Here is a 17861-nt window from a genome sequence, read left to right on the forward strand (position 1 = left end):
CGGGCCGTCGAGCAGCCCGTCCCAGCCGAGATGGTCGAAAGTCCAGCCGTGGTCGAACCCGTACTCTTCGACGCTTGCCCAGATCTTCCGGGCGGATTCTCCGGAATACTCCGGCAATACCGTCATCCCCACGCGCATGTGCGCCTCCTCGTCCTCGATGGCAGTACTTCTATGTCCGCGTATCGGTCACTGTGACCAATACGCGAACACTGCCCCTATGGGAGCAGCTGCGCACGGCCCAGAAAGGCCAGCGCTCCCCGCTCGCCTCGCTGCGGCCAGCACCGTCTATAGCCCCGGCATGACGTCGGCGGGTCCGGGGCGGGCGGAGTGGCTGGAAGCTCTGCCCGCCCCGGACCGGCGCTGACACACTCGGGCCTTGTATCGATCAACGACGCATGGCGGAGGATGAGTTGAGCCAGCAGGAGCAGCCCTGGCAGCCGGGCCCGAACGATCTGCCCTTCACCACCCACCTGATCAACCCGCACGGTGACCGGCACCTGGGCTTCAACGAGGACGAAGGCCGGTACTACCGGCTGTGGCAGTACAAGGCTCCCGAGCGGCTCCACACCGGCGAAGCCATCTTCCTGCGCCCCAGCGACATCAACCAGATCATCAGCTACGCCATGATCTGGGTCCGCAACCACCCGGAAGATCCCCGCGGCTACGAACTCATCGACGAAATCGCCGCTGGTGCGAAGGCGATCGTCATGCACTTCGCGCAGGCCGCGCAGGCACCCGTGCAGCGCTAGGCCGGTCCTCTGCCCGCCGCGTCCCAGCCGCCCAGGAAGTCGGCCAGGGCGCGGCGTTGCTGTTCCTCACGGACAGTCTGTTCGGCGAGAACGTCACGGTCGACGTGCGGGTCGACGGCAGCGAGGACCAGGCGCCGGTGCAGCACCGACACGTTCCCGCCTGTCTGCGCCAGCACCTCCCATGCCTGGTCGGACAACTCCAGCCGTGGCAGCGGCCTGCGCTCCACACGGCTCTCCGTCCGCGCCGCCTCCAGCCAGCGCCACACCGTGCGCACAGTCACCCCACCGACCTGGACACCCGCACTCACATGCGCATCGTCCTCCAGCAGCCGCACCACCAGCACCGGCCTGGACACCCTCAGCCTTACCGTGACCTCACCCCACGCACCCGGCTCCCCCACCGAATAACCTTCCGCCGCGGAAACCGACACCCACCACCGTGCCGCCGCGCAGCCACCGAAGGATCAGAAGTGCCGTCCCATGACAGCGGAACAAGGCGGGGTGTACCGCCCCATGACAGCCGCACCCGCCGCAGATACCACCCCACGTCAGCGACCTGACTCCCCAGACACGCCGCCATCAGTACAAACACACCAACCTGACATGCCGTCACTGACACCAAACCGGCACATCGCAGACACGGGCAACACGGTCGTCGTCGTGGAGCACAACCTGGATGTGATCGCCCGGGCCGACTGGGTGATCGACCTCGGCCCGGGCGGCGGCCGGGACGGCGGCGAGATCGTCTTCGAGGGGACGCCGCGGCAGCTCCTTAAGGCGCGGGGATCGTTCACCGGGGAGCACCTGCGGCGGGCGGTGGAGGCATCGGCCGTCACCGTGCCGGCGTGAGCTCCCCGGTGAGCGGGACGCCCGGGAGCGCCGTGTTGCTGACGACGGCGAGGCGCGGGCCGCCCGGGCCGTGCTGCCACTGCCCGCCGGCCAGCGGCAGCAGGGCGATGTTCGGGGCCGGTCCGCGGGTCCAGTCGAGAGTGCCGGCGATGGTGTCGAGGGTCGTGCCGGCGAGGGCCTGCGCGACGGACGCCCGGTCGGTGGGATCGGCCGCGACGGTGAGGGCGTGGTGGGCGGTCTCCACGAGGGCGTGGGCGAGGCCGAGGGGCTGGAGCCAGCCGGCGCCGGTGGCCTGTCGGTAGGCGTGGGCGAGTTCGGCGCAGGTGGTGCCGTCCAGGCTGGAGCGGTAGGGGTGGCCGGGGCTCCAGTAGACGAGGGTGGCCACGCGCGCGTCGGCGAGTTCGCCGTGGACGTCGGGGGCGGGGGTGGTGTGGGTATGCGGGTAGGTCAGCCAGCGCGAGCAGGTGATCAGCCGCGGACGCAGCCCCGCCTGGCGGGCCTGGCGGTGGAAGAGGGCCAGGTCGGTGGCGGTGGCGGCGCTGGTGACGAGGCCGGCTCCGTGCTCCCGCAGCCGGCCGACCTGTGCGTGGAAGCCGTCGGCCGGTTCCCGGTAGGCGCCGAGGTCGACCAGGGTGTGCCCGCGCGGGGACGTCACCGGGGCGAAGCCGTACCGGTCGTGGCGCAGCAGCCGACCTTGCAGGTCGTCGTTCCACAGGCACCCGACGGCGCCTGTGTCGTCGACGCGCTCCCACAGGTCGGCGAAGACGGCGGCGATGTCGTCCAGTCCCCACGCGAAGTGGTACGTCCACCGGAAGCGGTGCCCCGGCTCGGCACCGCGCGCGTCGACGTACGCCTGCCACGGGAACGTGGTCGACACACAGGGGACCCGGGCCTCTTCACAGGCGTCGGCGACGGCGGGCAGTACCCGGGTCCCGGCCATGGTGAGCACCAGATTCGCCCCGTCGGTGTCGGCCAGGTCCCGTACGGCCTGCCGGGCCGCGTCAGGATCCGAGCGGCTGTCGCGCACGGCGACGGTCACGTCGTGGCGGCGGCCGCCGTTGCGGACGTGTGCGAGCACGGGCGCGAGCTCGCGCAGCACATAGGACAACGGTGACCCGAGAGGGGCCAGTCGACCCGTCAGTGGCGCTACCACGCCCACACACAAGGAAGTTGACGACATCGAGGCCCCTCTCTTCACTGAATCGGTGCGGCCGTCAGTGGCCGGAGCGGTCCTTGGTCACGCAGGTGGTCTTGCTGAACGCGGCCACCGTCTCGTTGCCGCAGTTGTTGCTGTGGCCGGAGGCGTTCCGGGCGAAGAGCAGGTTGGACAGGACGCCGCCGCTCGGGCCCGCCTGGTCTCCCCCGCCCTTGCCGTCGTCCTCGGTCACGCAGGTGCGCTCCTTGAACAGCGCCACCTTGCCCGTGCCGCAGAGGTTGGCGTGGCCGGAAGAGTTCCTGCCGGAGAGGTTGGACAGCACACCGCCCGCCCCCGCGTCGCCGTCCCCGGCATGGGCTGTGGCCATGCCGGCGGGAACAGCCATCAGCATCCCCACGATCGAGGCCGCTACCGCGATACGCCGCGTGCCGTACATCTCTGTCGGTTTCCTTCCGCTGGATCGGTCCCGGCCGGTCGGCCGGGAGCACTTCGACCAACGACGCCCCGGAAGATCGGCATGGGCCGCGACCAGGTGAATCATCTGCAAGACGGTTGATCAGGTACTCCGACGGGATGCCGGGGCCGCGGGCGTTGACACGTGAAGGACCGGTTCGCGCCGTGACCGATGGGGTGGTTTGGCGCTCCGCCGGCCGCTCATGCGTGCGGGCCCGCGAAGAGGGGTGTGGGGGTGGCGCGGCCACCGGGAGGGGGCGAGGTGGCCGGCAGCACGGTTCTGGAGGCGGTACTCGATGTCCATCTGGTGCAGCCCGACGTCGTGACGGAGGTCGCCGTCGACGTCGCCCGCGATGCGGCCGGCCGGTGGCAGCACCCGGCCCGGCCGCACCTCGTCCGCAGGGACGTCGACGTCCAGCAGGTGCCGCTGTTCGGCGAGGACGGCAGCAGCACCTCGTCATGAGTCGGGTCGAGCCGTGGCCGGCTCCGTGGTCGGTCCGACTACGGCACTGAGTTCCTGGCGCAGATCCAGGTAGCAGCGCAGCCGGACGCCAAACTCGTCCGCGTCGTGTGCTCCGCTGTCGCCGTCGCCCACCGGTCGGCGAGCAGCTGCTGGAAGGCGGGCGCAGCGGCGTCGTCGGCGGCCGCGACGTCGACGACGACCAGGCCCGGTCGGCTTACGTGCGTCTCGTTGATCGGGTCCAGGTACGGCACTACGCCCGGCGTCCCCGGAGGGCTGCGCCCGGTCCTGCTCCAGGGCGTCGGGGATGCGCACGGCGCAGCTGCGTGCCTCGGGCTCCTCGGGGATGTGCCCATCGTCCTCCGCCGCGAGGTTCATGAACCGTGCCGGTGTACCACTGGAAGCGACGGAGGGGCGACCCGGCTGAGGTGCCCTGCCGAGCTGCCCACGCCGGGCCGCCGTCGACCGGCCGGCAGAAGCCGCCCAGGGCGCCGGTCACATAGAGGGGACGTGACGGGGCACCCGTGTCCTCCCGCCGGATCAAGGGAGCCGACTCGTGATCATTGCGGCAGTTGTTGGAGCGTGTGTGGTCCTGGCCGCGCTGGCCTTCTTCGTCCCGCGTCTCTCCCGCCACCCCGAACGCGGCACGCAGCGTTCGCTCGGTGTCGGCGCGCGGGCCGGCGGCAAGGCGCCCGGCGTCCTGGGCAGGCTTTTCAGCAAGCCGTTCCGGACGAGTTCCCGCGCTGTGGGCCGTAGCGGCTCGGCCGGCCGTCGCAGCCGTGGCCGCATGCCCTTCTGACCTCGGCGTCCTCAAGAGCAACGACAAACGTCGCGCCCGGTGGGAAACCATGCGCAGTCTGTTGTCGCGCATGGACCACACCAGCAAGGATCCCGAGGCGGTCGGTACCCCCGACCCGCTCATCGTCGGCGCCGCCAGCACCTTCCTGGAGCCCGGCGAGGAGGACACCACTCTTTCGCCCACTCCTTTGTCCCACCGCACCAGAGGGCCTGGCAGCCACCCTGAATCCACCTGACGACCGACCGCCGCAGCCGCCCGGCTGTACGGTTCTTCCGACGGCAAGATCGCGTTCCTCATCTGGCCGTACGAACGACAGGAGGAGACGTTCTCGATGGGGACCGTTGTGCACGTCCCGCAGACGCGGGACATGATCGGGGACGAGCTTTCCGGAGACGAGGCGCTCACCGCGCTGAGGCACTACGGAGGCTACCGACTGCTCCTCGACGCGTTCGCCCGGTTCCGCTACGCCGACGGCTTCACCAACTCCCGTTCGCTCGCGTTCCAAGTGGTCCTGGGCTTGGTGCCGTTCACCATCGCGCTGGTCGGCGTGGCGACCACCGTGCACACGGAGAGCGTGGGGCGGATCATCGAACTCACCCTGGGCCAGATCGTGCCGGGCGCCAGTGCGAGTCTGGTCGAGGACGCTCTGGACGCCACCGCGCGCAGCGCCGGTTCCGGAGTCTGGAACGCCGTCGCCATGTGGCTGGGACTGGCCTTCGCCGTACTCAACCTCGCCTCGGCGATGGGGCAGGTCGAACGAGGCGCCAACCGCATCTACGGCATCGAACGCGACCGGCCGTTCCTGACCAAGTACGGGCGGTCCCTGCTCCTCGCCCTCGCAGCGGGCATGCCGATGGTCCTGGGGTTCCTCGTGCTCGTCGCGGGGGATGCGGTCGGGAACGCGGTGGTGGAGGCCTTCGGCTGGCCCCAGGAGCGGCTCGACTGGTGGAGGCCCCTGGAAGTGCCACTGGGCGTGGTATTCGCTTGGGTCGCGTCGGCGGTGATCTTCCGCTGGGCTCCGCGCAGGGACCAGCCGGGCTACACATGGCTCGCGTTCGGCTCGGCGGTCCACCTGGTCCTGTGGATCACGGCCACGTGGCTGCTGGCGCTCTACGTCGCCGAGAGCGGATCGTTCGGCGCCGTGTACGGACCGCTGACGGCGTTCGTAGCCCTGCTGCTGTGGGCCAACCTGACCGGTGTGGCGCTGTTCCTGGGCATCGCGTTCGCCGCACAGCTCGAAGCGGCCCGGGCCGGAATCACCGAGGCCGTGCAGCCGGATCCAGGACCAGGGCCGTGACCCCCGGACCGTGGAACTCCGGGACGTCCTTGCCGCCTGAACGACGGACCGCCAACAGCTACGCAGGGGGTGTCACCGCCACGACCGGGGCAGGCGCGCGTTGATCCCAGCGAGTCGGAGTGCCACACAGCACGGGCGGTGTTCCCCGGTCAGACCGCCGTCCATCCAGTACGCCGCTTGCCGAGCACGCCGACGCGCGGCCCGGCAGGGGCCGTCGCAGTGTGAAGGCACTGGATCTACGAGTTGAAGTTACGGACCGCTCGCTGCTGTGCCAGGGGCAGGTGGGCTACTTCCCAAGACGCGCTGTGACCATGACCGTGAAAGGCGACGGCCCAAGACACGGATTCGGTCTCAGCCCCGACCAGGTCGACGCCGTGTGCCAGCACGAGGACCTGGCCGACCCAGTCGCCGCCAACACCCCGCTCGGGCCCGACCAGGCCGCCGAACGTCTCGGTGTGAGACGAGTCGAGTTCGACCACATGCGAACCCTGGGACGGATCAAGCCCACCGAGTGGCGCGAGGTGCGGTACGACAACGCCCGAGCGACGGGCGCCCGTACCGCTCCGGGTCTCCCGCCCCTCGCCGCCCCTGGAGACCGCACGGTCCAAGCTGACCCACGCTCAGCCGGCCATCTCGCGGTCGTCACCGAGGGGTGCTTCGACCGCATCGACCAGGCGGCCCTGATGGAGGGCAGATCAAGATGCCGTGGATGACGGGGAGTTCGCATGGTCCGGCCTCGGCCCTTGGGCCTGCAGGCGTGGGTGCATCCGGTCCCCGGCCAGTGCCTCGGCGTCGGCCGTAGCGGCTGGTGCTGCAGACCGTGGTGTGCTCGGAAGCGTTGCAGGCCAAGCATCAACCGGGCACCAGCCTGCAACGCCGCCGCTACCGTGACCCTCAGGCCGCCACCGGCTCCGCCGCAAGGAACCCTTCCACGGCCTTCCCCGCGCGGCGGTCGAACTCGGTGTACTGTGCCTCGCGCTCGGCTCCCGCGACCGCGTCGCCGACCAGCAGATTGCCCTCGGCGTCGAGACGCTGAGGGCGCTCCTCGGCGTCGGGAAGCAGGGCGACGGAGGAGTGGGAGAACCCGCAGTAGTAGGCGATGCCCTCGCTCAAGTTGGTCTCCAGCACGGCCTGCATTCCCTCCGTGATGGGGTCGTCGGAGGTGGCACCGGCCAGGCCCAGCCACAGCATGCGCTTGCCCGCCAGGCGAGGCTTGCTGCGACCGTAGGCGAATCCGTAGTTCCACACGCGATCGATCCAGCCCTTGAGGAGGGCGGGCACGCTCTGCCAGTACACGGGGAACACGGCGACGACGACATCGGCGTCGAGAATGCGCTGCATATGGGCCCGGACTTCGTCCGAGTACGGCTTCTCCCGGTTGCCCCAGTCAGGCTGGTCCGCCACGTTCATCCGCGGGTCGAATCCCTCGGCGTGCAGGTCGAGCAGATCGACGACGTATCCGGCGGTCTCAAGTTGCGCAACGGTACGGCGGGCGGTGTGCGCGGTGAGGGAATCGGTGCGGTGGTGTGCGATGACCACAAGGGCGGTCCTGGCTGCGCTGTCGAGGTGCGACATGGTCTCTCCTGGCTGGTCTCGGTCGGTTCTACAGTCCAGTACACCCATGATCGATTGGATGATCCATGGGAGAAACGCTCCGCTGCATAGGAATTCGTCTACGATGGCGCCCGTGGATCCTTTGAGTTCTCTACTCAGTGGCATCCGGGCCGAGGGCTCGGTCGTCAGTCACGCCGTGCTGGAAGCGCCCTGGACCATCCGCTTCGCCGACGGCGCCCCGCTCACCATGGTGAGCGTGCTGCGTGGCGGCGGCACCCTGCTGCTGCCCGACGGCACCGAACAAGCGGTCGGCGTCGGCGACACGGCCATCGTGCGCGGCCCCGACCCGTTTCACCTCGCGGATCGGCCGGCCTCCTGCAACCGCCCACACGTCGAGTACGAAATCGCCTGCTTCACAGAGGATGCCGCATGCACCGCCCAGGACCTCGGCGGCATCCGCTGGGGCAACGATCCGGACGGAGCGACCGCACTGATCGTGGGCGCCTACCGCGCATCGGGCCATCGCCATCAACGACTGCTGCGCGCCCTGCCACCCGTACTGGTGATCAACGAGGACACCGAGGTTTGCGCCTGGCTGGAGACAGCCGCCGCCGACGCCGCCCTGCGCTCGGCCGGCTCGCAGGCGCTGATGGACCGACTCCTGGACTGGGCCCTGGTGTGCACGCTGCGCACCTGGTTCGAGCAGGCAGGCCCGGACGCCCCCGACTGGTATCGCGGCCTGGCCGAACCGATCCTCGCCCCCGCCCTCCAAGCCTTCCACGCCCGGCCCTCCCAGACGTGGACGGTAGCGGCGCTCGCCGCCGAATCCGGCGTCTCCCGGGCGCTGTTTGCCAAACGCTTCACCGAGGTGATGGGCCGCCCGCCGCTGACCTACCTCACCGAATGCCGCATGGACGAGGCCGAGGCACTCCTGTCCGACACCGACTTCGCCATCGCTCAGATCGCCAAGTCTGTCGGCTACGCCGATGCCTTCGGCTTCAGCGCCGCCTTCAAACGCCATCGGGGCCTGAGCCCCAGCGTCTTCCGCGCCGCGGCGTCCTGACGTCCCGCACCCCCGGGTAGCGGATGTCGCCGAAGACCACGGGCGGCCACTCCAGCACACCGAGACTGGCGTGGCACGAGATGACGCTGTCGGCTACGCCAGCGGTCCGGGCGTCTTCCATGAACACGGCCATCATGACCGCGCTGTCCTTGCCGCCGGACAACTGGGGTGCGACAAGGTCGTAGGAGGTCAAATCGGGGGTGCTGAGCGGGCAGTTGGCGGGACGCGAAGGCATGTCAGCTTCAGTGAGTCGAGAGTGGGCGGTAGGACTGGGTGCACAGGGCGGCGTGCAGCCCGAGGCGACGGCTACGCCGGGGCCTTCGCCCAGGCGGCTGTGGGCTCGGCGTCGGGTTGCTTGGGTAGGGCCACAGGGCGGGGAGGCCGAGCTCGATCAAGCCCCAGCTGGATGAAGCAAAACCTTCACCGATCCGCGGCTCTGCGCGGCCATCGTGGACCGGCTCACCTTCAATGCCACTCTCATCGAGACCGGCACCGAGTCATATCGCCTGGCCTGCACCAGGGCAAATCAGACCAACGGGATGCAGTAAAACCCTCTCCGGGCTTCGTGCGCGATCAACCGGAGGGAGGGTCAACTCCCACTGCGGAGCGTGTCGAGGACGTGGGGCCAGGCAGCCGTCCCCAGGAGGGCATCAGCTTCGGGCGTGCCTCCATACTGGAAACGCGGGGATGCCGACGCCGGGCTCTCGCCGGGAAAGCGTGGGCGGTGGCCGGCATCGTGGCGGGTGATCAGACGCACCGTGGCCCCGACCGAGCGCCGGCGTTGTGCCAGTTGTTCGGCGAAGGGAAGAGACGGCCACATCGCATCGTCGCCGCCTGCAACCAGCAGCAGATCGGCGCGCGCCTTGTCCACGGGGATCTCCGCTAAAGGGAGCAGGTCAGCAAACGTCCGCTCGCTCAGTTCGTACCACCCGCGGATGGCGACCGGCCCACCGTCCGTCTCTGCGGGAGTCCAGGAATCGTCCAGCGGGACGAATGGCACCGCCTGCTCTCGCCAGGTCCAGGACGATCGATAAGGGCGGTGGGCTCCATCGCGCCCTGGCCCGACGTTGCACCAGACCCGGGACGTCGGCGACATCGCGACGACAACGTCCACGCGCGGATCGTGCACTGCCGTGAGCAGCGCCGCCTCCGCCCCCTTGGAAGTGCCCAGAATGCCGATGCGTCGTGCCCCGTTCAACCGGAGGAGGTCGACGGCGGCGGTGAAGGTCTCCAGGGGGATCTCACAGATCCCCGGGGACTGACCCGGCCCGCCGAACCAGCGGATCGACACGGCCGTCATGCCCTGCTGGGCAAGGACGCGTGCTCTCTCCCGTTCGACGCGCCCGCTGGATCCCGCCAGGACCAGGACACCGATGTCACTGCCGCGGGCGGGAGCGACCAGTACGCCTTCCCAGGGATCGGCCAGCTCACGCTCAGTGACATCCACGTGGTCCCCCGTCGGTCCGCCTCAACCTGTCAGCGCAGCCTAATCGGCGTTGCCGTTCCTCCTGGAACGACCGCACCCGCCCCGCATAGCCACCGCCGGTGTCCATCCTGTGGCCCCAAATGAACTCGCCCTCCGGAGCCACCTCACATCGCCTGATCTTCACCAACCGTCCGCGAAATGGAGCCAGTTGGAGTCGCCTGGGCGGAGCCACAGAACGCCACCCCAGCCAGGATTCTCCGATCCGCGGTGGACGACGAGGGCGGGCATTGGCTCGGTCGGCGGAGAACGGGCGGGCTCAGCATGGCGGAGGCCGGCGCCCCTCAGAGGCGCCGGCCTCGGTCGTTGCACTGGGGACGGTGGGGCCTGTGCAGCGACAGCATGCGTGAAATTCGGGGGGATCGGGACGGGGGCACGTAGTGTCGGTCTGCATGTCAGTTGTCACCGACTGGCCAATGCCTGTGCAAGATCGGCTCATTGCCCTGGACGGAATGACACAGATGGATCTTCTTCCTTTTGTCGCTGCTCACGCCGTCACGGTGGCGGGCTGGCCGGCTTCGTCCAGGGAGGTCGTCATGTGGTGCGGGCGGCAGGAGTTTCCCGTGCTCACGCAGACGATCAGTGATTGGCAGCGGGATGACGACGTGCAAGCCCACATCCTCGTCGACGATGACAGGGTCGTCGGTTACGGAGAGTTGTGGTTCGACGCCGAGGAAGACGAGGTCGAGCTCGCCCGGATCATCGTGGCGCCCGATATCCGCGGGAAGGGGCTCGGCCGTGTGCTGGTGCGAGGGCTTCTCGCGCAGGCTCGTGCGGCGGGCTGTCCCGACGTCTTCATGCGCGTGCATCCGGACAACGAGACGGCTCTGCGTTGCTATCGGGGGGCCGGGTTCGTGCCGGTCGACGCCAGCCTTGCCGAGAGCTGGAATGCGGCTCAGCCGGTCAACTATGTCTGGCTTCAGCGCGATGCTGAAGCTTCGGGCGGCTGACCGTCGCGGGCAGTACCGGGTGCGGGATCCCCGCGGGCAGGAAGACCGGGTCTCCGGCCCTCCTACCCGATCATTGACGGGACGTGTCACACCTTGCGGCCAGGGGCATTGCGTGATCGGGATTGGTCCGGTTCGTCGGTCTCGTGAGTGACATGACGTCATATCCGTTGTGCGCCAAGGGGCCCGGAGAGCAGAGCAGGCACGGCGCCGATGATCATGTGGTTGTCGAGACCCATGAGAACCGAGCGAGACCGTGCCTGCCCGAACATCATCGCCCGTCCCTTCCGCGCTGGAGCAACTGGGCTCCCCGACTGCTTCCCTCACCTCAAGCGATGTCGCCGACCTGCGGCGTTTCCTGATCCTGGTCGCCGACCCCCGTGATGTGCGGGGACTGCGGTATCCGGCGGTCCCGTTGCTGTGCGCGGCCGCCTCGGCGGTGCTGGGCGGGGCCCGCTCGCTCAACGCGATCAGTGAGTGGATCACGGATGCCCCGCAGCATGTGGGGGGTGTCCTCGGCTTCGCGGCCGATCCGCTCACCGGCCTGCGACCGGTGCCACGTTCCTCCGCCTCGCAGGAGACTCCCGATGCCTCGGGACCCGCAATCCCCCGCACCCGCTCGCCCGGAACCACCCGGCCCGCCCAGCACGGGACTGCCGTCCGATGCGCCGCCGCTGCTGTCGGTGCACGCTGCCGTGGTCTTCCTGGCAGCCGGCTTCATCGGCTTCATCATGGGCGGGCTCGTGTTCCTCTCCGAGACGTCCGTGCCCAAGGCCGTCGCCGCGGGCTTGGGCTCCTTCGGGCTCAGCGTTCCCGTGCTGCACAAGCTGATCGGCTGATGGCGGCGGAGTCTGGGCCGGCACGTCCTGCCCGGCCCCGCCGCCTCTCGGACGTCAGGCGGCACTGAACTCGTGGGCGTGGCCGCCGCGCGGGTCGTCCAGGACGGCCCCTGGATCAGGTGCTCACCTCGGTGGCCTCGTTGTGCTCCTTTTGTCGGCGTACACGCGAACATACTCAACCGGGTACACGGGAATGTGGTCGCGCCGGCCGTTCGTCACGTGACTGAGCGGCCCAGGTAGGCGGCGAGACGGTCGAGCGGGCCGGCGTCATCGGGGACCGGCTGCGGCGGAGCGAAGGAACCGGCGGCAGTACGGGGCAGATCGCCGTAGATCTCGCGTACGACGGGGAGGGCTGTCTCAGCGACGTGCTGAGCGGTGTCGTAGGGGTGCCCGATGGCCTGGGCCAGGTCCCAGCCATGGACCAGCATCTCGATCACCAACTGCTCGACGAGCCGTCGCCCGGGAGCGGGCCCGTAGCGCCGCTCGAGCATGCCCGGGCGCCTGAAGGCCGACCGTGCGGCCTGGGATGCGGTACGGAACGCCGCGACATGGTCGTCCCCGAGATGGTCGGCGGTGAAGTCGGAACGGGGAGTTCCGTTGGCCAGGCCGGCCCACAGCAGGTTCTCCCAGACCAGGTGGTTGAGGAGGGTGCGAACGTCCCAGTCTGCGCAGGCCGTTGGCCGGTCGAACTGGCCCGGCTCCACCGCGGAGACGAGTTCGCCGACGGCGTCCAGGACTTCATCACAGGCATGGAGCACGCCGTTCGGTTCCCACACGTCCTGCCCGACGTCGTACAACTCGGCGAGTCGCGCGGCTCGCACACCAGGTTCAGGATGCGCCCGCAGCGCCGTCGTCAGCCATCGGCCGGCTGCCGCCATGCCGGGCCGCACGGGCCAGCCGTTGATGATGCACAGCAGCTGCCAGTACCGCTCCACATGCGTGTCGGAGGCGACTTCGAGCTGCTCAAGGAGTAGCGCTCTGGCCTGCGCGTTGTCGACGAGCCCCTTTTCGTCCGGAGCCGCCTGCGTGGGGATCCATGTCGCCACGACGGCGGTGACGACGGGATCGGCTGCCGGCGAGTCCGGGGCAATTCCCTGCGCCGTCGCTGTCTCCACTCGCCGCAGCCAGTCGTCTGTCACCTGCTCTGCGTCCCGCAACGCGCTGTCGTCGTGCTCGCCCGGGTGGTGTTCGGCAGCGTAGTGGGCCATACGGCGCACACCGGCGCGCAGAGCCGGATTCCTGACGAGTTCGCCTAGTTCCAGCCAGGCGTCAACCTGCTCGTCGGTGGGATCGGCGGGCAGGTCCGGGGTGGCCGCCAGCAGGCCCCGTCGGTAGGTGGGTACGTCCAGTTCCCCCAGGGTGTCGGTGACGAAGTCCTGGATGATGGAACGGCGTTCGGCGGCGGACATGCGCGCCAGCTCGGTCATGGTGGTGAGCCCCTCGGCAGTGGTGTTGCGGCGGATGACGGAGCGCAGCACGGCCTGCTGCGTTCGCAGCGTGCTGATCTGCTTCTCCAGCGCGTCGATGTGCGTCGCGGCCACCTCTGACAGGGTGCTCTCGCGCTCCAGTACGTCCCGGATCGTCGCCAGCCCCAGGCCCAGCCCTCGCAGGGTCTGCGCCAGTTGCAACCGGGCCAGTGCCTCGGTGCCGTACAGCCGGTAGCCGGCCGGAGTCCGCTGTGCCGGGTGGACGACCCCGGCGTCCGACCAGTGCCGGATCAGCTTCACCGACAGTCCGGTCTTCCGGGCGGCCTCCCCGATACTCCAGAACGTGTTGTCACCGACGTGCATGCGCTCCACCCTTGGGTCTCCCACGAAGGGAGAGTCAACAGGCACCAGGTTCCGCCGGCCTTCGCTGTGGGATTCCACGGGAGACGTTTCGGTGTACGCGGCTGGACACAAAGAGTCGCACGCCGACACCACCCGAACGAACGGCTCCTGATCGCCAAGAGTCGTCCCGGCGGCACGGCGGATGACCTCACCTCTCGGCCTTCTCCAACAGGTCAGCCGCCGTGCTCAGGGCAGCGGCAAGGCCCTGCTTGGCCCGCACTCACTGTTGGCGGAAGCCGCGGTTGGGGTTGCGGGTCTGCTCCGGGTCGAAGGGATCGAACCAGTCCTGAGCTGCGAGGTTGATCATGCCGAGCGCCTGGTTGACGTGGCTGTCGCTGTCCTCGATGCCGTCGAGGGAGTTGTCGAACAGCATCAGGACGTCGTGGTCCTGGAACAGGTTGTCGGAGCAGGCATGCCAGTCGAAGTCGCGGCGGTGCTCGGGCAGGCCCTTTACGGTTTCGCGTACGCGGCGCGGCCGGTTGCGCGTCAGGGCCCGGGCTCGGGCGATGCCCAGGTGGAGCGCCATCTCCTCTGCGGTGCAGCGCGGCTCGACTTCGGCTTCGGACGAGAGATCCGCGGCCAGGTCGTCGAAGGCCCTGGCCATGTTCCGTCGCCAGGTGCCGTCCTGGCGCAGCGTCACCGGCGGCAGCGAGCCGAACAGACCGCCGGCGCCGCGCGGCAGCGGTTCGTCGCCGAGAGCAACAGTCTCTTCCCAGGCCTGGTCCGACAGGTCCTGCAGGGCCAGGCGCAGGACGGCCCTCGTGCGTGCCGTGAGGACTTCCTCGGCCTCTTCGCCTTCTTCGTCCCAGTCCTCGAAGTCCTCGTTCCACGGATCGGAGCCCCCGTAGCGGGCGCGGTCGCGCAGGCGTTCCCGCACACAGTGGGTGGCTTCTTCGGGGGAGGCTAGGGCGGTGTCGATGATCAGCAGGTCCTCGGAGAACGGTTCGGCGCTCAGCAAGGTGGCGGCTTCCGCGAGGAGGGCAGCACCGGTGCCATGGGAGGCGGCGTGGGGAAAGACCACGGCGAACTGGTTGTCGGTCAGCCGGTCGATGACGCTGGCGGCCAGACCGGCGATGATCCAGGGGTCGTTCCAGGGCGCGGCGATGTCCAGCTCGTCGACGACCAGGACGCTGGAGGCCATGTCGACGAAGTCCTCGAACTCCGGGCTGAACTTCCCCTCTGGGTCGAGTAGTTGCTCCGCCACCAGGGCGAGGAAGGACTGTTCGTCGGCCATCCGCTCGCACAGGTTGTCCGCCTTCCAGTACAGGCCACGCGTGGCCCGCAGGCCGCCGATTGTCTTGTCGTCCGCGGTGATGTCGACCCGCCAGGTCTGGACGCCTTCTTCGGAGGGATCGATGAGGCGGTGGGTGTGCTGGAATTCCAGCACCAGGACGCCGGGATCGGCTTTGGTGCCCGGCATGGTCGCGTGGCCGGTCATCGATGTCCTCTCGCGCTGTGGCTTGCGGCCGTTCACAGCCACCACTGGCCCAGATTAGCCAGTACAGCGCGGGTGCTGAGGAGTTGCCGTATGCAGCGGAGCGGTCGCAGTTTGGCCGCTCAGGTTTGGCACTGCGCCGTGCCGACGGTAGACCACCCGCTCCAGGCGGCCCCGTCGGCACGGGCGTGTACACGAATCTCGACCTTCACGGGCCCGCACACCCGGGTCGAGCTTCCCACCTCCGTGGGCCCGGCGGTCCCACCTGCCGGGACATAGGTGCGACCGCTGCCCAACTTCACCCAGTAACCACCGTCGACGACACGAAAGAACGCCTCATAGGAGAGGTTCACCGCCCTCGGCCCCGTGTTGCGCGCCTTGACGTACGCCGTGATCTCCCGAGTGTAGATGCGGCCTTCCTTTCCGCGTTGGGCGCTGATGCAGCCGTTGACGGCCACCCGGCCGGTCGACACACCACCGCCGCAGGCGACTGCTGCGGCGTGAGCGTTCGTCGGAATGGCCAGCATGGTGAGCGCGACAGCGCTCAGGATTGTTCCGATACGCCTCACATGCACAACCCTGCTCCCTTCGCCCCTGATTGCCTCAGAGGAACCATGACGCGTTGAGACGTGGCGGGCAGCGGTTCATCGAGTTCTTCACTCCAACGGGAGCGGGCAGTGCTCCGGCACGCGAGGCAGAACTATCGAAGGCTCAGACACAGGCACTCACCTCCGAACAGACGGCCGCTCTGGAAGCACTAGGTGTGGTGTCTCAGGAGGTTGGTGCCTGGAAGTCCCCGATCGTGAGTTGCTGCGGGAAGGTGTCGAGAGGTTCCGATAAGACGGCACACCTAGGGGCATGGTCGGGGAGTTCTCCGGGCATTCCCCGATCGTCCTGCGAGCCGCGGCCCGCCACGCTCGGGGGATGGGCTCATCTCGCCTCAGGCGCTTACCTCGACCCACCCTCCTCCGCGCAGCCAACGCCGCCTCGCACGCGCAGTTGTTCGCGCTCTCTGGCATCGCCGCCGTACTCGGCACCCGCGCCTTTCTCGCCCAGGCCGGGTATCCCAAGCTCGGCGGTGGGGCCAGTCACCTGCACATCGCGCACATGCTGTGGGGCGGGCTGCTGATGATGGTCGCCCTGCTCGTCCTGCTCTGCTGCGTCGGGCGGGCCGCCCGCGGCGGCGCCGCCGTTGTCGGCGGGGTCGGGTTCGGGCTCTTCATCGACGAGGTCGGGAAGCAGGTCACGGACGAGCCCGGGTACTTCTATCAGCCCGCCGCCGGGATCATCTACGGAAGCTTTGCTCTGCTGTTGCTGCTCGTCCAAGGCATCCGGAGACGAGGGGCCGAACCCGCCGCCCTCACCCCCGACCAGCGCACCGCCCAGGCCGCCGACCTCGCCCTCGGCGGCGTCGGCTCCGGGCTCACCGACGAGCAGCGCCGCGCCGCGCTCCGCCTCATTGAGGGGTCCGGGCGCGACGCCGACCAAGCGCTCGTACGGCTCATCGACGCCCTCCCGGAGCGGCCTCCCGCACCGCACCACCGACGATTCGCGGAGGCCGCGCACGCCCTGCGCCACGTCGCCCGCACCCGCGCTGCCGCCATCGGGGCCGTCGCCTGCGTGCTCACCGAGGCCGTGCTGCTCACCGTATGGATCCCGATGGATGCCGTGAGCGGCGAACTCGACCGCGATCCGCAAGTCGGTGCCGCCGTCGGGATCCTGGTGAGCGCCGCGGCGTCCGTCCTCCTCGGCGTGGCGGGGCTGGTGCGGCTGTGGCGCGATCGGGCCGTTGCCTTCCGGCTGTTCAGGCTGGCACTGCTCGCAGACATCCTGGCCGGGCAGGTGTTCAAGTTCACCGTGAACCAGTTCGCCTCTGTCACCGAGCTCATCTTCGACCTCGGGGTGCTGTGGGTGATCTCCGTACAGCTCGCGGAGGCCCGGCGAAATGTGCGGCGTACCGCCACCGGCCGCCCGGCTATCGCACCCGTGGAACCAACGGTATGAGATGACACAACTAGGAATCCGATGGAACACGGGTTCGCCCTGAAGGAGCGTTACGTGACTTGATGTCCGTTTCGCGGTTCGGGGCGGGCGGATGTCGGCTGGTTACGTGCCCTCTGCCCGCCGCGCGCGAAGGGTCGTGGCCGACCTGCCCGTGCCGGACCTGGCAGGCCGGGACAGCCGGGAAGCGGCCGTCGCCTCGGCCGGCGCGACGGACCTCCCTCGGGCTCGGGGTAAGTACAGTGCCCGTGGCGATGAAAGGAACAGGCCCCGGCCGGACAGGTGGGGGTGTGGAATCCATGCTGGAGCAGGAACTTGCCCGGGCCCGAGAAGCCCGCTTCGATGCGCTGGCGCGCGCGGTGGCAAAGCCGCTGCACCGGTATCTGCTGTGCCGGGCGGACGCCGACGCGGCAGATGACATCCTCGCGGAGACGATGCTCGTGCTCTGGCGCCGCCTCGAGGACGTGCCCGGGCTCGGGAAGGGCCCCGTGACCGACCCCGACGGCGTGCTTCCCTGGTGTTACGGCGTCGCACGCGGCTGCCTGTCCAACGCCCGCCGGGCGGACGGGCGCCGGCTTCGACTCGCTGTCGCCGACCTCCCTCACTCTCGGCTCCGCTCGAGCGGGGGGACCCCCATGCCCGAGGATCTCGCGGTGACCGGTGGCGGAGATCCCGGTGGCGATGACCACCGCCTGGGACACGATCCGGTGGTTCACCCGGGCCTTGCAGCATGGTGCGCTGGTCGGAGTGCTCACCCGGGGCGGCACAGCACCCTGATCGTCTCGGCTCCGTCGGCCGTGCGCAGTGACTGAAGCAGCCGCATCAGGTCGGACCGGGACAAGGCCATCGCGTGTGCTCCTCCGGTCGAACTGCCCGTTCACCAGGGAGACTTGCGCGATGGCCTGCCCTTGTTCAGGGAGCACTCACCACCAGCGGTTGCACGCCCC

18 protein-coding genes and 5 pseudogenes are annotated in these 17861 nt (G+C 69.3%); 13 read left to right on the forward strand and 10 right to left on the reverse strand.

Annotated features, from left to right (window positions below; genetic code table 11):
• Positions 1-395: 395 nt before the first annotated feature.
• Positions 396-749: a hypothetical protein gene (locus OP79_RS45430; protein WP_033329056.1), complete on the forward strand. Its 354-nt coding sequence runs from the start codon at positions 396-398 to the stop codon at positions 747-749.
• Here OP79_RS45430 and OP79_RS57640 read toward each other — a convergent pair.
• The gene (locus OP79_RS57640) at positions 746-1105 is read right to left on the reverse strand and encodes a hypothetical protein (protein WP_245685686.1); all 360 of its coding nucleotides are present in this window, start codon (positions 1103-1105) and stop codon (positions 746-748) included. The genes OP79_RS45430 and OP79_RS57640 overlap by 4 nt on opposite strands.
• A gap of 280 nt (positions 1106-1385) precedes the next feature.
• Between OP79_RS57640 and OP79_RS45440 the strand changes: the two are divergent.
• Positions 1386-1598, forward strand: a pseudogene (locus OP79_RS45440) (hypothetical protein); the annotation flags it as partial.
• Here OP79_RS45440 and OP79_RS45445 read toward each other — a convergent pair.
• Positions 1582-2778 carry an ABC transporter substrate-binding protein gene (locus OP79_RS45445; protein ID WP_033329059.1) on the reverse strand — a complete coding sequence of 399 codons (1197 nt, stop codon included), beginning with the start codon at positions 2776-2778 and terminating at the stop codon, positions 1582-1584. The pseudogene OP79_RS45440 and the gene OP79_RS45445 overlap by 17 nt on opposite strands.
• A gap of 34 nt (positions 2779-2812) precedes the next feature.
• On the reverse strand, positions 2813-3190 hold the full coding sequence (locus tag OP79_RS45450; RefSeq protein WP_033329060.1) for a hypothetical protein: 378 nt from the start codon (positions 3188-3190) through the stop codon (positions 2813-2815).
• Positions 3191-3469: 279 nt separating this feature from the next.
• Between OP79_RS45450 and OP79_RS45455 the strand changes: the two genes are divergently transcribed.
• Entirely contained in the window at positions 3470-3670 is a 201-nt protein-coding gene (locus OP79_RS45455) for a hypothetical protein (RefSeq protein WP_033329061.1), read from the forward strand.
• A gap of 38 nt (positions 3671-3708) precedes the next feature.
• Here OP79_RS45455 and OP79_RS55735 read toward each other — a convergent pair whose 3' ends face one another.
• On the reverse strand, positions 3709-3921 hold the full coding sequence (locus tag OP79_RS55735) for a DUF6207 family protein (RefSeq protein WP_157857499.1): 213 nt from the start codon (positions 3919-3921) through the stop codon (positions 3709-3711).
• A 302-nt stretch (positions 3922-4223) separates the two neighbouring features.
• Between OP79_RS55735 and OP79_RS45465 the strand changes: the two genes are divergently transcribed.
• The 4 genes and pseudogenes from OP79_RS45465 (at position 4224) to OP79_RS50840 (ending at position 6476) form a co-directional block, all read left to right on the forward strand.
• Positions 4224-4466, forward strand: coding sequence for a DUF6411 family protein (locus OP79_RS45465; RefSeq protein ID WP_033329062.1), 243 nt, complete (start codon positions 4224-4226; stop codon positions 4464-4466).
• Between the two features lie 7 nt (positions 4467-4473).
• Positions 4474-4701 (forward strand): annotated as a pseudogene (locus tag OP79_RS53080) (polyphosphate kinase 2); the annotation flags it as partial.
• A gap of 96 nt (positions 4702-4797) precedes the next feature.
• A complete protein-coding gene (locus OP79_RS45470) occupies positions 4798-5763 on the forward strand; it encodes a YihY/virulence factor BrkB family protein (protein ID WP_033329063.1) in 966 nt (321 codons plus the stop codon).
• Between the two features lie 311 nt (positions 5764-6074).
• Positions 6075-6476, forward strand: a complete 402-nt coding sequence (locus OP79_RS50840) for a hypothetical protein (RefSeq protein ID WP_157857500.1) — start codon at positions 6075-6077, stop codon at positions 6474-6476.
• Between the two features lie 181 nt (positions 6477-6657).
• Here the strand turns inward: OP79_RS50840 and OP79_RS45480 are convergent, their stop codons facing one another.
• Positions 6658-7338, reverse strand: a complete 681-nt coding sequence (locus OP79_RS45480; RefSeq protein WP_033329064.1) for an NAD(P)H oxidoreductase — start codon at positions 7336-7338, stop codon at positions 6658-6660.
• 112 nt (positions 7339-7450) lie between these two features.
• On the opposite strand from OP79_RS45480, the gene OP79_RS45485 reads away from it, so the two are divergent.
• Both OP79_RS45485 and OP79_RS57645 read left to right on the forward strand, forming a co-directional pair.
• Positions 7451-8380: an AraC family transcriptional regulator gene (locus OP79_RS45485; RefSeq protein ID WP_425428689.1), complete on the forward strand. Its 930-nt coding sequence runs from the start codon at positions 7451-7453 to the stop codon at positions 8378-8380.
• Between the two features lie 410 nt (positions 8381-8790).
• Positions 8791-8928: pseudogene (locus OP79_RS57645) on the forward strand (ATP-binding protein); the annotation flags it as partial.
• Between the two features lie 41 nt (positions 8929-8969).
• Here OP79_RS57645 and OP79_RS45490 read toward each other — a convergent pair.
• A complete protein-coding gene (locus OP79_RS45490) occupies positions 8970-9827 on the reverse strand; it encodes an acyl-CoA thioester hydrolase/BAAT C-terminal domain-containing protein (protein ID WP_033329066.1) in 858 nt (285 codons plus the stop codon).
• Positions 9828-10255: 428 nt separating this feature from the next.
• Between OP79_RS45490 and OP79_RS45495 the strand changes: the two genes are divergently transcribed.
• The 3 genes and pseudogenes from OP79_RS45495 to OP79_RS45500 all read left to right on the forward strand — a co-directional run bounded on the left by OP79_RS45495 (position 10256) and on the right by OP79_RS45500 (position 11649).
• Complete coding sequence (locus tag OP79_RS45495) at positions 10256-10813, forward strand: GNAT family N-acetyltransferase (protein ID WP_211271000.1); 558 nt, start codon at positions 10256-10258, stop codon at positions 10811-10813.
• 382 nt (positions 10814-11195) lie between these two features.
• Positions 11196-11267 (forward strand): annotated as a pseudogene (locus tag OP79_RS58755) (hypothetical protein); the annotation flags it as partial.
• A gap of 130 nt (positions 11268-11397) precedes the next feature.
• Positions 11398-11649 (forward strand): hypothetical protein, encoded by a 252-nt coding sequence (locus OP79_RS45500; protein WP_245685688.1) that lies wholly within the window; start codon positions 11398-11400, stop codon positions 11647-11649.
• Positions 11650-11864: 215 nt separating this feature from the next.
• Here OP79_RS45500 and OP79_RS45505 read toward each other — a convergent pair whose 3' ends face one another.
• The 3 genes from OP79_RS45505 to OP79_RS45515 form a co-directional block, all read right to left on the reverse strand.
• Positions 11865-13439, reverse strand: coding sequence for a TIGR03086 family metal-binding protein (locus OP79_RS45505; RefSeq protein ID WP_033329068.1), 1575 nt, complete (start codon positions 13437-13439; stop codon positions 11865-11867).
• Positions 13440-13698: 259 nt separating this feature from the next.
• Entirely contained in the window at positions 13699-14961 is a 1263-nt protein-coding gene (locus OP79_RS45510; RefSeq protein WP_245685689.1) for a hypothetical protein, read from the reverse strand.
• Between the two features lie 74 nt (positions 14962-15035).
• Entirely contained in the window at positions 15036-15482 is a 447-nt protein-coding gene (locus OP79_RS45515; RefSeq protein WP_033329072.1) for a hypothetical protein, read from the reverse strand.
• Positions 15483-15912: 430 nt separating this feature from the next.
• Here OP79_RS45515 and OP79_RS45520 point away from each other — a divergent pair, with 430 nt between their 5' ends.
• Positions 15913-16917: a hypothetical protein gene (locus OP79_RS45520; RefSeq protein ID WP_051745653.1), complete on the forward strand. Its 1005-nt coding sequence runs from the start codon at positions 15913-15915 to the stop codon at positions 16915-16917.
• A gap of 578 nt (positions 16918-17495) precedes the next feature.
• On the opposite strand, the pseudogene OP79_RS58760 reads toward OP79_RS45520, so the two are convergent.
• Positions 17496-17651 (reverse strand): annotated as a pseudogene (locus tag OP79_RS58760) (transposase); the annotation flags it as partial.
• Positions 17652-17861 lie beyond the last annotated feature (210 nt).

Origin of the sequence: Streptomyces yerevanensis, from assembly GCF_000716805.1 — a bacterium.
Classification (GTDB): Bacteria; Actinomycetota; Actinomycetes; order Streptomycetales; family Streptomycetaceae; genus Streptomyces; species Streptomyces flaveus.

What these genes read in the sequence shown, in the direction of transcription:
- OP79_RS45430 (WP_033329056.1), top strand. Translation starts at nt 396, where the DNA reads ATGGCGGAGGATGAGTTGAGCCAGCAGGAGCAGCCCTGGCAGCCGGGC.
- OP79_RS45445 (WP_033329059.1), bottom strand. Translation starts at nt 2,778, where the DNA reads ATGTCGTCAACTTCCTTGTGTGTGGGCGTGGTAGCGCCACTGACGGGT.
- OP79_RS45450 (WP_033329060.1), bottom strand. Translation starts at nt 3,190, where the DNA reads ATGTACGGCACGCGGCGTATCGCGGTAGCGGCCTCGATCGTGGGGATG.
- OP79_RS45470 (WP_033329063.1), top strand. Translation starts at nt 4,798, where the DNA reads ATGGGGACCGTTGTGCACGTCCCGCAGACGCGGGACATGATCGGGGAC.
- OP79_RS50840 (WP_157857500.1), top strand. Translation starts at nt 6,075, where the DNA reads ATGACCGTGAAAGGCGACGGCCCAAGACACGGATTCGGTCTCAGCCCC.
- OP79_RS45480 (WP_033329064.1), bottom strand. Translation starts at nt 7,338, where the DNA reads ATGTCGCACCTCGACAGCGCAGCCAGGACCGCCCTTGTGGTCATCGCA.
- OP79_RS45495 (WP_211271000.1), top strand. Translation starts at nt 10,256, where the DNA reads ATGTCAGTTGTCACCGACTGGCCAATGCCTGTGCAAGATCGGCTCATT.
- OP79_RS45500 (WP_245685688.1), top strand. Translation starts at nt 11,398, where the DNA reads ATGCCTCGGGACCCGCAATCCCCCGCACCCGCTCGCCCGGAACCACCC.
- OP79_RS45505 (WP_033329068.1), bottom strand. Translation starts at nt 13,439, where the DNA reads ATGCACGTCGGTGACAACACGTTCTGGAGTATCGGGGAGGCCGCCCGG.